8 protein-coding genes are annotated in these 13,420 nt (G+C 33.0%); 4 read left to right on the top strand and 4 right to left on the bottom strand.

Annotated features, from left to right (window positions below; translation table 11 throughout):
* Positions 1-9: 9 nt before the first annotated feature.
* The 4 genes from FUA24_RS12805 to FUA24_RS12790 all read left to right on the top strand — a co-directional run bounded on the left by FUA24_RS12805 (position 10) and on the right by FUA24_RS12790 (position 7,072).
* Positions 10-2,409 carry a glycoside hydrolase family 31 protein gene (locus tag FUA24_RS12805; RefSeq protein WP_148542903.1) on the top strand — a complete coding sequence of 800 codons (2,400 nt, stop codon included), beginning with the start codon at positions 10-12 and terminating at the stop codon, positions 2,407-2,409.
* 145 nt (positions 2,410-2,554) lie between these two features.
* Positions 2,555-4,435: a sensor histidine kinase gene (locus FUA24_RS12800; RefSeq protein WP_148542901.1), complete on the top strand. Its 1,881-nt coding sequence runs from the start codon at positions 2,555-2,557 to the stop codon at positions 4,433-4,435.
* 8 nt (positions 4,436-4,443) lie between these two features.
* Positions 4,444-5,205, top strand: a complete 762-nt coding sequence (locus tag FUA24_RS12795) for a LytR/AlgR family response regulator transcription factor (protein WP_148542899.1) — start codon at positions 4,444-4,446, stop codon at positions 5,203-5,205.
* 4 nt (positions 5,206-5,209) lie between these two features.
* Positions 5,210-7,072, top strand: coding sequence for a hypothetical protein (locus FUA24_RS12790; RefSeq protein WP_148542897.1), 1,863 nt, complete (start codon positions 5,210-5,212; stop codon positions 7,070-7,072).
* Positions 7,073-7,114: 42 nt separating this feature from the next.
* On the opposite strand, the gene FUA24_RS12785 is transcribed toward FUA24_RS12790, so the two are convergent.
* The 4 genes from FUA24_RS12785 to FUA24_RS12770 form a co-directional block, all read right to left on the bottom strand.
* On the bottom strand, positions 7,115-8,938 hold the full coding sequence (locus tag FUA24_RS12785; RefSeq protein ID WP_148542895.1) for a cation:proton antiporter: 1,824 nt from the start codon (positions 8,936-8,938) through the stop codon (positions 7,115-7,117).
* Positions 8,939-9,269: 331 nt separating this feature from the next.
* Positions 9,270-10,517: a PepSY-associated TM helix domain-containing protein gene (locus FUA24_RS12780; RefSeq protein ID WP_148542892.1), complete on the bottom strand. Its 1,248-nt coding sequence runs from the start codon at positions 10,515-10,517 to the stop codon at positions 9,270-9,272.
* A gap of 2 nt (positions 10,518-10,519) precedes the next feature.
* Positions 10,520-12,859: a TonB-dependent receptor gene (locus FUA24_RS12775; protein ID WP_148542890.1), complete on the bottom strand. Its 2,340-nt coding sequence runs from the start codon at positions 12,857-12,859 to the stop codon at positions 10,520-10,522.
* Between the two features lie 136 nt (positions 12,860-12,995).
* Positions 12,996-13,373, bottom strand: a complete 378-nt coding sequence (locus tag FUA24_RS12770) for a hypothetical protein (RefSeq protein ID WP_148542888.1) — start codon at positions 13,371-13,373, stop codon at positions 12,996-12,998.
* Positions 13,374-13,420: the final 47 nt, after the last annotated feature.

Raw genomic sequence — 13,420 nt, 5'->3', positions numbered from 1 at the left:
ATTTTATTTATGATACTTAATACAGAATTAGAATACAAAGGAGATTTGTTTCCGTCTACAATTGTAGATTACAATAAAGATGTTGATGTATTAAATTTTACAACTGCCAATAATGTTCTTTTACAACTTACTGTTTTAAGAGACAGTGTTTTAAGATTTAGATATTCTACTGTTGGAAAATTTAATAACGATTTCTCTTATGCCATTGATAGTAATGCCAGTAGAGGTTTTAACCACCTTGAAATTACTGATGATGAAGAAAAATATATTATCACAACGGCAAAATTAATTTGCCATATATATAAAGTTGATTTAAGAACTTCTATTCTCGATGCAAAAGATGGAAAAGTTGTTTGTCAAGACGAATTAGGATTCCATTGGGAAGAAAGCTACGAATTAGGTGGCGATATCGTGAAAATGAGTAAGGTTGCTCAGAATGGAGAAAGTTACTATGGTTTAGGAGATAAACCAGAACACATTAACCTAAAAGGACGCAGATTCGAAAATTGGGCAACAGACTCGTATGCTTTCGGAAAGTACACAGATCCTATCTATAAAGCTATACCGTTTTACACTGGTTTACATAACGGTAAATCCTATGGTATCTTCTTTGACAACTCTTTTAGGTCTTATTTCGATTTTTGTCAAGAAAGACGTAACGTAACGAGCTTTTGGGCTTCAGGTGGAGAAATGAATTATTATTTCTTTTACGGTCCAGACATGCAAGACGTAGTTGTAAGTTATACAGACTTAACTGGAACTCCAGAATTACCGCCTTTATGGGCATTAGGGTATCACCAATGTAAATGGAGTTACTATCCAGAGTCTAACGTTAAAGAAATCACTAAAAAGTTTAGAGATTTAAAAATACCATGTGATGCTATCTATTTAGATATCGACTATATGGAAGGCTTCCGCTGTTTTACATGGAGTAAGGAATATTTCCCTGAACCCAAACGAATGGTTAAGGAATTAGCCGATGATGGGTTTAAAACTGTGGTTATCATTGACCCAGGAATTAAAATTGATATGGAATATGATGTGTTCCGTGAAGGTTTAGAAAAAGATTACTTCTGTAAACGTGCAGATGGTCCTTATATGAAAGGTAAAGTATGGCCAGGAGAATGTTACTTCCCAGACTATACAAGACCAGAAGTTCGTGAGTGGTGGGCAGGTTTGTTTAAAGAATTGGTGTCCGAAATAGGTGTTAAAGGTGTTTGGAATGATATGAACGAACCAGCTGTAATGGACGTTCCGGGTAAATCATTCCCTCCAGATGTTAGACATGATTATGATGGTAATCCTTGTTCGCACCAAAAGGCTCACAATATTTATGGTATGCAAATGGCAAGAGCCACTTACCATGGTTTAAAACGTTTTAATTATCCTAAACGTCCGTTTGTAATTACACGTTCTGCGTATTCCGGAACACAGCGTTATACGTCTACTTGGATGGGTGATAATGTTGCTACTTGGGAACACTTACAAATAGCCAATATTCAAGCCCAACGTTTAGCGCATTCAGGATTCTCATTTGCGGGATCTGACATAGGAGGTTTCGCAGAACAACCTAACGGTGAGTTATATGCGAGATGGATTCAATTAGGTGTATTCCATGCCTTTTGTAGAACCCACTCTTCTGGAGATCATGGAGACCAAGAACCTTGGACTTTTGATGAAGAGATTACAGATGTGGTAAGAAAGTTTATTGAACTAAGATATCAGTTATTACCATACTTATACACCACTTTCTATCAATACCACCAAAATAACATTCCAATGTTAAAATCATTGGTGTTATTCGATCAGGAAGATACACAAACACATTATAGAACTGATGAGTTTATCTTTGGAAATCAGATTTTAGTATGTCCAATAAATGAACCTAACTCCAAAGGAAGACGTATGTATATTCCAAGAGGAGAATGGTATAACTACTGGACTAATGATATGGTTACTGGAGGTAAAGAGACTTGGGTAGATGCAGATTTAGATTCTATGCCGTTATTTGTTAAAGCAGGAGCCATTATTCCTAAATACCCTGTGCAACAATATGTTGGCGAGATAGACATTGATCAAGTAACTTTAGATGTTTATTTTAAGGATGGAAAAGAAGACTCTAGGTTATACGAAGACGCTGATGATGGTTACGATTATACCAAAGGACGTTACAGCTGGAAAAAGTTTAATTTAGAAGGTAAGGACGATAGACTTACAATAAGAATCCATAAAACTGGTCAGTACATAACGTCTTATGATACTTATAAAATTAACGTTATTGGGCTGCCTTTCGAAGTAAAAGCTATAAAGGTAGATAACGAATACGTAGATTTTGCCGATGTACAGTTTGAAAACAATACGTTAGTTGTAGATAAAGGCTTTACTAATTTACAGTTAAGAGCAAAATAGTTTAACTATTATTACTTTTAAAAGGCTATCTGATATCAGGTAGCCTTTTTTATTTTATTTAAAAATACTACTCAAAATGACGTTCGTCGGAAAAACGTTTTAAGAATACATGTAATACAGTTTCTTTGTTACCTTAATAAGCTTTATGAAGAAAATAGCATTAATCTTAATCTTATTACTTCCTCTTCTACCTTTAATTAGAGTTACCTCAAAAAATTCGCTATTGGTTGAAATTGAAGAGAACGGGTATTCCAAAAAAGAAAAGGATCAACGCTGGGAGTACATAAAAGATAAACTGTTTGAGGGTAAAATAGATAGAAATTTTACATCGCCTCAAAAAATTAATGGCCCAATACTATTTGCTCTTAATAACGCAAGCCGTCAAGATAGTTTAGCTGTAAATGAGATAATACAAGGCTTAAAAAAAATAATACCTACAAAACCCATTGCTTTTTTTTCGCATTTTACTTGTTCTAAGCTATCAGAGTTTAATGAGAAAAGTAACCATGTCATTGAATGGAAGGGTTACTCAAAACAAGATATTGTATCATCTACACTTAAGATCTATTTTGAAAAGGAAGAATACAAAAATAAAAGAGGTGCCAATCAAAACAAGAAAGCGCTTTATTTTAGCTTTAAAAAAGAAACCTCTTTAAATGAACGCACAAAAACAATTCAATTTGAAGTTTTAAAAACCATCTGTTTTCTCAACAAAACGAACCACGAAAACTGGTTTTTAGACCTGTCTTACCCACCAGAGGCTATCTTTAATGAACCAACCTATAACATACTAGATAAAGAGTTTACAGAGATAGACCAATTTTTAGTAAAAAAGCTATATGAAGACAGTTTTAATAAGCAGTTCTCAAATTACATGTATGACACCTACCCTTGGCGCTACGCAAGTCTTTTTTTAAACAAAAACAAAACAATACTAAAAGTAAATAGTCTTATTGGGTTTTTGGCCTTACTAATTTTTGTGCTTTCTTTTAGTCTATTCAATAATAGAAAAACATCCTACCTACAATACGCCTTTCCTATGTTTATTACCCTGTTCGGGTTAACTAATTTACACTATCTACATAGTCATCTTATTGAAATAGGAACCCCTAATATTTCCCTAAAGTCAGCCGCCTATATTTTCGCTTACGTAGTCTGTTCTACAGTGAGCATTTCCGGTATACTTTGGTTATTAGAGCAAAAAATTGTTACCCATTTCAACTTTACTTATAAGTATATAATGAAATTGGTGCTAACATTTAGCGCCCTGAGCGTATCGGTCTTATTAGCTGTGTTTGTATCTAATGACTTAGAAATATATACCAAGATATACTATCAACTCTTTATTGTATTTGCTATACTAACATTAGGAAGAGGGTTGTTAATTTACCTAAATCATTTTACAGATTCTGAAATCAAAAAGAAAGAGCTAGAATTAATTAAATTAAGAGAAGTAAATGCCAAAAACGAACTTAAATCTCTCCATGCACATATTAATCCTCACTTCTTATACAATGCCTTAAACTCAATAGTTAGTTTAATGCATGAGAGCACAAATAAAGCGGAAGAAATGATTATATCTCTATCCGATTTGTTCCGTTATTCAATAAATAGAAGAGAGAAAAAAATGAGTACAATTGAAGATGAAGTAGAAATGGTAAAAAACTATCTAAAAATTGAAAAAATACGGTTTGGGGAACGTTTAGAGTTTAGTATTGATGTTGATAAAACCACCTTAAGCAAAGAAATACCAATGTATATACTGCAACCTTTAATAGAAAACGCCGTAAAACATGGTGTCTCTAAACTAGAAAGCAAAGGGTTTATTTCATTACGTATAACTGAAAAAGAATCTAATTTAATAATTAATGTAAGTGATAATGGTCCGCATTTTCAAAAACAGGTTTATAGCGGTTATGGATTACAATCTATTTATGACCTTTTAAGACTATGTTACGGTGATAAAGCAAGCTTAACTTGGACAAACACACCCAAAAAGGAAACCACAATTACAATTCCTTCTTAAGTTCAATTATGAAAAAACCTTATTCAGTTTTAATTATAGATGACGAGCGGTTAGCAAGAATACGCCTTAAAAATTTGCTTGAAACGTTTTCGGAATCGTTTGAAGTTTCTGGAGAAGCAGAAAATGGTTATGAAGCGTTAAGTATGATTAAGAAATTAAAGCCCGAAATCATTTTTTTAGATATAGAAATGCCAGGAATGTCTGGTTTTGAAGTATTAAAAAGACTTAATACTATGCCTTTGGTTATTTTCTGTACTGCCTTTGAAGATTACTCATTAAAAGCTTTTGAAACAAATAGTTTAGACTATTTAATTAAACCTGTAAAGAAAGAAAGGTTGCAACAAACCGTTCAAAAGATTGAACAATTAAAAGCAAATTTTTCTAAGGATCTGGTTGTTAATGCTATAAATTCAATTAGTGAAATCAAGGAAAAAAAGCGAATAACATCTATAACGGTTAAGAAAGGCGATAAAATAGTTTTTGTTAAGCTTAATAACATTAGCCATTTTGAAGCAACCGAAAAATACGTAACACTCTACACTAATAGTTCAAGTGAAATTATAGAACAATCTTTAACTCAACTTGAGAAAAAATTACCAGATAACTTTTTAAGGGTACATAGAAGTTTCTTAGTGAATACTGACTACGTAACGGAGTTTCAAAAATATTTTAACAATAGATACATCATAAATCTAAACAATTCGAATAGAACAGTTATTACCTCAGGAAGAACCTATAAGGAAGCTATAAAAACCTATTTAAACCAATAAACAAATGAAACACCTTTTATCAATCGCCTTTATTGCAATCACATCATTCATGTGTAACGCAAATAATTACTATGAACATTGTAATACTCCAGAAAAAAAGGATATCAATGAAATTCCAAAACATGTAGAAAAATGGTTAAAATCAGAATTAGCCAATACAAGTACTACAGTTTTAAATAGCTTTGAAACTCCTGCATTTTTCACAAAAAGGAATGCTAAAATAATTGGGTATATTAAGGGGTATGACCAAAATTTAGGAGCAAAAACTGGTATTTTTTATTATAGGAATCAGTTAACGCGAGAAAACAAGCCTAAAGTCTTAGAAATTCATAAAGATGGGCGTTTTGAGTTAGAACTCCCATTAGCATATCCTACACAAAACTACATTGTAATAGAAAACCAAGGCATAAACTTTTATTTAGAACCAGGTCAAAACTTGTCCGTTATTCTCAATTGGGAAGATCTAAAAGCAAAACGAACAACCCGTGTTTTAAAAAACGTTACCTATCAAGGTCCCTTAAAACAAATAAACTCAGATTTGCTTCATTACCAACTGGACTATCCATCTGGAGGTTTCCAAAAAAAAGAGGCAACAATGCAACCTAAAGCTTTCAAAGCGTATATGCTTAATTTTAAAACTAACGCTCTTAATAAGATTAAGGCTTACGAAGAAAGCAAAGCAATTGATAAAAAGACAAGCGAACTATTAAAAAATGAAATAATACTTGAGACGTATCACTTTTTATTCGATTATTATTTTCATCGGCATTGGGGAGCACGTCAAAGAAAGAAAAACAATATAGACGACACACTTCCAGAAGATTATTACGACTTTATAAAAGACCTGCCATTACATAAGCAGTCTATATTAGTAAATCACAACTTTGCAAGTTTTATAAATAGATTGGAATATGCTGAACCGCTACAAGCACCATCAAAAAACCAAAGAATAGAAACTGGAATTGCCACAGACGATTTCTTAAAGTATTTGGAAAGTAAAAATGTAACGGTAAGCTTAAAAGAAAAAGAGTTATATACTAAGTATCAAAAAGAATTATCTAATTGGACCGCACAAAATGGACTTAAGAACCCAGAACTACCAAAAGATTTAATGAACGGTATAAGTGCTTTTATCAAAAAACATGAATCTTTTAGAAAAGACTACCTTGAAATGCGTAAAGAGCGTATGGAAAATCTAAAAAAAGAAAAATTCATCAAAGAATTGAAACAACAGGATTCCATTGCTGCTGGTTTAGGAATTAAAAATAACTTGATTTACGAAATTATTAAATCGAGAAAACTATATTTCTATTTGGAATATTCTAAAACTCCAAAAGAAAAAGAATGGTACTGGACAGCACTAAAAAAAGGCATTACCAGTCCGCATGTAATCAAAGTTGGAGATGTATTATTCAATGAAAAAGTATCTGAACCAGAAACCTACATTTTACCTAAAAATGAGCACGGAACCACTATTTTTAAAAACCTTATTGCACCGTATAAAGGAAAGCTTATTGTGGTTCAGTTTTGGCACCCGCATTCCTACTATAGAGGAAAGAATTTAGAGGATATTAAAAAAAGAAGAAATAAATTTAAAAACAATAAGGACATTGTGTTCTTAAACATTACCAATAGCGCTAGGTCTTCTTTAGAAATGTACGAGTCTAGCGTTAAAAACAATGGCTTTACTAACTCTGTAAGAATACCTCAAGACGACTACAATTACTTAAGACAATTGTTTAAGTTTAACGCTTCGGTACATGACGTTTTGGTAAAACAAGATGGAGAAACTGTATATAATAAATTTAAAGCGTGGGATTTAGAATATTTCTTATATAATAAATTCAATATTTTGCCCGCTGAATAAGATAGAACTAAGAAGAGCTTCGTTTTGAAGCTCTTCTTAGTTCTATTCCATTTCTTTTCCTAAATATATCAAACGAAAGCCTTTTTCTATTTTATTAATAGACTTACTGTAAGACGAAATAATTTCAAAAATTCCCTTGTGGTCTTTTACCAATAAAGGCACCATATTTTCATCTTTAGTAGTTTTTTCAATTAACGCATCAAAATGATCTCTATCATCTATTTCAATTTCGTTTATTTCAGGGTATCTAAGCGCTATTTCGGTTAAGGAATTGTAATCATCTGTATTAGAAAATAAGCCTTCTTTAGGAATGGTATCTGGATCATTCATTTCTTCAGCAGAAATTAGTCTAAAGGTTCCGTTTTCTCCAAATTGTTCGCTAAACTTATTAATAGCAAAATCATTTATAGCCGCACTTCCGGTAAGTGCCATAAGAAAACCAACATCGTTCAACTCTATGTTATCTTCTAGAGTAACAGAATATATATCTGTATTTATAGCCTCTAGCCCCATTGCCTTAGCTTGCTCAACATTTTTTTGGTTACTATCAATAAACACCACATGCCTATTGTTATCTACTAAATACTTTCCTATTAACCTTGATACTGGAGATGCTCCTACAATTAAAATACCATAAGAATTCTTTAAAAATACCCCAATAACTTTGGCAAATAACCGTGCTGTAGTTGCATTTAATAAAACCGTACCCAGCACAACCATAAACACTAATGGTGTAATATATTCGGCACCCTCAACACCTTCTTTTACAAGTTTACCCCCAAATAACGACGCAATACCCGCAGCAACAATACCCCTAGGGCCTACCCAACTTATAAATAGCTTTTCGTTAAATCTTAATTTAGAGCCATACGTACTTGCAAAAACAGCTATTGGTCTCACAAGAAAAACAACACAAGCAAATAGAATTGCAGTTTTCCAAGTGTAAAGTAATCTCATGTCTTCTATACTAATATTTGCTGCCAGTAGAATAAATAATATAGAAATAAGCAATACACTTAAAGACTCCTTAAAATAAAGCAGTTCTTTAATATTGTTAAGCTTTCCGTTACCTAGCACCATACCCATAACAACTACCGCCAGTAACCCAGATTCATGTGCAAAAACTTCAGACTCTACAAAAACTAAAAGTACAGTAGATAAAGACACTACATTTAATAAGTAATGCGGTACAAATTTCTTATTAATTGCGAAGGCCAAGGCGTGAGCAAAAGTAAAACCAAAGGTAGTACCAAAGAGCAAAATTTTCCCAAACTCAATAAGCGCCGTTTTAGTAAAACCACTATCGCCACCAACACTAATAAACTCAAAAACTAATACGGCAACCAGAGCACCAATTGGGTCTATTAAAATACCCTCCCATTTTAATACCGTAGAAATATCTTTTTTAAGTGGTATGTTTCTTAATATTGGCGTAATTACGGTAGGTCCTGTTACAATAATTAAACCCGAAAACAATAGAGACATTTCCCAGCTTAAATCAAAAATAAAATAGGCTAAAGCTCCTGCGCCAAAAAAGGTAATGGCAGAACCTAGGGTAATAAGTTTAGTAATTACAGGCCCTACATTTTTTATCTCGGATCGTTTAAGAGTTAATCCGCCTTCAAATAAAATAATACTAATGGCTAAAGACACAAAATAATAAAGTCCTTCTCCTGGAAACAACCCCTTTTTCCCGTTCCAAATTGGTTCTATCCATTTTGATCCATCGTCACTTAGATATTCGGCAGCAACCGGACCAACAAACAAACCAATTAAGATTAAAGGTAAGATAGCAGGAATCTTAAATTTCCAAGCAGACCATTGTGCTAAGATTCCTAGAATAATAATTCCTGCAAGTTCTAACATAGAAAGCTAATTTTTTCGAAAATACTAATATAAATAAAACCATCGATTATATGTTTTAAAACTTAATATATAATCGATGGTTTCGTTTAACGCTAGTTCAATATTTGGATATCTAACAATATCTGCGCTTGTCATTCAGACACTATCAAAAACAAAATACAATTTGTTTGAAGATATAAACTAAAGATTTTGAGTAAGGATCTCCAAATCACGAGATTTCTCGTCACTCGTGCCTCGTTTTGTCGAAATGACAACAAAATTGTTTTAACTTTTGAACCTAATTCAAAACTAGGCTTTTTGAAAATTAAGAGGTCTATAAAACTGCTAATTCTCAGGTTATTAATAAACGTTGTTTTTTCCTAAAGAATTCTATAATAAGAATTAGTATTACACTTATTCCAAATAAGGGAAACAAAACTCCAAGAATGCCAATTAAAACCAGTATGCCATAACCAGCCTTAAAACTTTTAGGCACCTTTGGTACACCCCATTTTCCTGAAGGTTTCCGCTTAAAATAGGATATTAAAGCCGCTAAAGAAATAAACGTTAATAATATGGCAACACCAATCATAAGTAGCCAATTCCAAGTGCCAAATTGCCCTTGATGAAAGGCCATAAACCACATACGCCCTCTCATTAAGATACCTACATCTTCCCAATTATGGTTTACAAGTTGCTTTCCTGTAAACTGATCAAAATGAAATCGCTTTTGAGCGCCTAAGTCAAACGTAGTATTGTAAATGCTATAAACCCCTTTTTTACCTACAGGTAAGCCAATATTAACTTCGCCTTTTAAATTCATGGATTGCGCTTGTTTTACCATATCGTCCAGAGCTATTGCTACACCAGAATTATTTGATTTTAACCCTCTAGCAGTCCATGTTTTTGGGTAACCCGTATTGGTTACTTTTTGGACCCATTTAAAACTATCGCCAAAAACATCTGTCCAAGGCATCCCTCCTGCCAAAGTCATAAGTAACAAAATAGAAATCCAAAACCCTAAAACCGAATGTAAATCCCTAAAAAGAGTGCGCTTACCTTGTTTAAACCTAATGGTAAAAAAGCCTTTCAGCCCTTGTTTTTTAGATGGCCAAAAAACGTAAATACCAGTTATAATCAAAACAAACATCCAACTTGCAATAAGCTCTACTATTTTGGTTCCAAACGTCCCTAAAAGTAACTCGCCATGCAGTTTTCTAACTTTATACATGTCGGAGTCCTTAGGACTAATTTTGCCCGCAACTTTACCTTCATAAGGGTCTATATAAACGCTATTTTTATGACTAAACATACCCGAAGTAAATTGTGTGGCCTGATTAGGTTTTGTTGGCACAACCATAGTAAAAGGTGGTTTATGCAATAGTGGTTTTGCTAAATCCCACTGTTCTTGGTAGGATTTAGCATTTCCATTTACCTCAACAACCTTAATATGTTCTTGTCTTGGTGCATCATAGGCATCTTTAAATAAATAGATGCCGCCTGTAATGGCTAAAAGGATAACAAATGGTAAGGAAATAAGCCCCGCAATAAAGTGCCATTTCCATAACCATTGGTTAAGTTTTTGATTCTTTTTTAACATAACTAGAACTTGTATTTTATCCCAACATGCAAGGCTCTTGGGTTACCAATAGTATAGCTGTTTTCTCCCCTAAACCTGTTGTAACTTGCTCTAGCAGCATATAAATCATCAAAAATATTTAAGCCATGTGCCCAAAACTCAAATTCTTTGGTACTATATGAAAGCAATACATTAAATACATTATGCCCATCATAAGTAGACGTGCCAAAAGTACCATTGCCATTATCTACTTGTCCTTCAAAACTCGTATTGTACTTTCCAACCAATTCGTGCGTAACATTTAATAAAAGACCGTTAATAGCTTTAGGTTTAAAGGTTATTTTTGAAGTACCTAAAAGCTTAGGTGCCGTTTCTCTATCAGTGTCTGAGTAATCTACTCCCCTATCAAAGAAACTAACATATCTATGCTTTGCATAACTACCATTATGGCTAATTGATAGGGTTTCAAAAGGCTTATACGTTATGCCATATTCTATACCATAAGAACGTGTTTTACCAGCATTTGCATTAAAAAACTCATCGTTTTCATCTCTTAGCGTTATTAGCGTGTTTTTTCCTTCTAATAAATACAGTGCTACATCGGCTTTTAAAGCATTATTTACTTTAAAATAGGTTCCTAATTCAAAGTTATCGTAGGTACTTGGTTTTAAATCAAAAACGTCTCCTCCTACACCAACAAAACTATTTCTATACAAAGTTGATGTCTGTGGTGGCGTAAACCCATTAGAGTAATTTGTGTAGATTCCAGCATTTGACGAAACATTATAATTCAGTCCTACTTTTGGCGAAACATTGTTGTAACTATTTTTAGAATCTTTAGGTCCTGCAATACCATCTACCATGTTATCATAATCATATTCAAAACCATCATAACGTAATGCAGCTGTTAACTTTACATTTTCAATCGGGTCTATTTCAAATTGAAAATAACCTGCATAATTAAAAATACTAGCATCATAATTAAGAATATAATCTCCAGAATTTAGCGTATAAGCCACATTCTGTCCTGTATTTGTATTAACAGAAACACTAATTCTTTCTGCTTCATAATCCTGAGGAGAATAATCTAAAGAGGTTCCAACAATTAATGACGCATTGTTAAAATTAAAATCTACTTTATGCTGAATTAACCCAACAAAACTGCTAAAAGCATTTTCGTTTATTTCACCACTTCCAAAACCAGTTAGTTGACCACTGTTTCTAAACTGCCTAACTCTATACGAAGGTATCTGCCCCATCACATTGTTTCTGTAAATAAAATTGGCCGTTGTTTTATTCCTATCATTCCAGATTTTATCTAATGTACTTCTAAATCTGAATGCAAAAGCATCCCTTTCTGTAAAGGTTTGATCGCTCTCGTAGTTTCCACCAGAATAATCAGATTCACTTAAAGATCCCGCCATATCAGAGCGAAAATCTATAATATCAAAAACGTTAGTCCATTTTAAATTAGGAGATAAGTGGTTAACGTTTTTAAAGGTTAAAGCAAACTTTTCATAATCACTATGTTGAACAGGTCCGTCTTTACGCTGTATATATTGCGCTCCAATATAAAAACCAACGTTATCTCCTGCATATTTAGAAAACTCTAAATCGTATCGGGTTAGCCCCATATCATTAATTTGAAAACCAACACCTCCGGAAAGTTCTCTTGTTGGGTCTTTTGTAATAAAGTTAAAACTCCCCCCTATGGCTTCACTACCATAAATACTTGATGCTGGTCCTTTGAGTACCTCTACTCTACTAAAAGCCACATCATTCATTTCTAATAAAGCGTTATGATTAAAAACTGCCGTAGGTCTTATTGGTAAACCATCTTCTACATACAAAAACAATGATTTTGTACTTATAGGAGATCTAACAGCCATAAAATGCTGTTCATTACTAGCCACTCTTGAAGTAGACATTAGAACTCCAGGAACATCATTTACTAATTGATCTATCCCTAAAGCTTTTGTTTCTGCTATCTCACTTGCAGATATAACAGAGATAGAAGCAGGAACGTGTTTTCTCTGCTGTGTTTCTCGACTTGCGGAAATTACCACCTCATCTAAAATAGCTTCTGACTCTTTTAAGATGATACTATTCTCTCCTTTTTTTAGTGTTTTTACAATTGTAGTATAGCCTATGTATTTAACGATAACCTTGGTACTTCTTTTAAGTGTAATAGAAAATTTTCCTTCTCTATTCGTAACTACCGCGTTTTGTAAATCGTCTTCTGCCTGAATTGTTGCTTGTTCTAAAGGTTTATTGTGAACATCTACAACTTTTCCTTTATATGTGTTTTGTGCGTATACGCCTATACCTGCTAATAGCATAGCAAGTGTTAATATATGTTTCATTTCTAAATTTCGTATGAAATAATATGCGCACCCAGTTACAAACTAGGGCGTAATTTGTTTTTATTTGATTATTTTAAATAGAAGTTTGTTCCAGAAACTATCTGGAAAACATCATTATGGTAACTGAAATAGCAATTTATACCCTTGGAGGAGGCGTAATTTTATCGAAGTTTAGAGAAGTAAATAGCTTGGTATACCCCCAATTATTTTCAGTAAAGAAATCTGATAATTTTAAACATTTATGCAGCTCATACTCATGATAGTATACAGGCACAAAGGCCTCAAAAATAGAAGTAAGTGCAGAAGGTTCTTCTTTATTTGTGTTTAAACTACCACTTAACTTACTAGCTAAGTGACACTTACCATTACATTTTAATTCTGGCTCTTCTTTATTAACACAATACGTCTCAATGATATAATCAATATTTAACTCATAATAAGCTAAATAACCGACGTTATACATTGGTCTAAACGCAAAAGCCAAGAATAATATGAAGGTAAAAAAACCTTTCAATTAGAATATCTTTTTTTATTGAATGGCAAAATTAAGAACTAAAACTC

This window comes from Seonamhaeicola marinus, from assembly GCF_008085455.1.
This window is presented reverse-complemented; position numbering and strand designations above follow the sequence as displayed.

Coding starts and splice junctions, on each gene's coding strand:
- FUA24_RS12795 (WP_148542899.1), top strand. CDS start 4,444: ATGAAAAAACCTTATTCAGTTTTAATTATAGATGACGAGCGGTTAGCA.
- FUA24_RS12785 (WP_148542895.1), bottom strand. CDS start 8,938: ATGTTAGAACTTGCAGGAATTATTATTCTAGGAATCTTAGCACAATGG.
- FUA24_RS12780 (WP_148542892.1), bottom strand. CDS start 10,517: ATGTTAAAAAAGAATCAAAAACTTAACCAATGGTTATGGAAATGGCAC.
- FUA24_RS12805 (WP_148542903.1), top strand. CDS start 10: ATGATACTTAATACAGAATTAGAATACAAAGGAGATTTGTTTCCGTCT.
- FUA24_RS12790 (WP_148542897.1), top strand. CDS start 5,210: ATGAAACACCTTTTATCAATCGCCTTTATTGCAATCACATCATTCATG.
- FUA24_RS12775 (WP_148542890.1), bottom strand. CDS start 12,859: ATGAAACATATATTAACACTTGCTATGCTATTAGCAGGTATAGGCGTA.
- FUA24_RS12800 (WP_148542901.1), top strand. CDS start 2,555: ATGAAGAAAATAGCATTAATCTTAATCTTATTACTTCCTCTTCTACCT.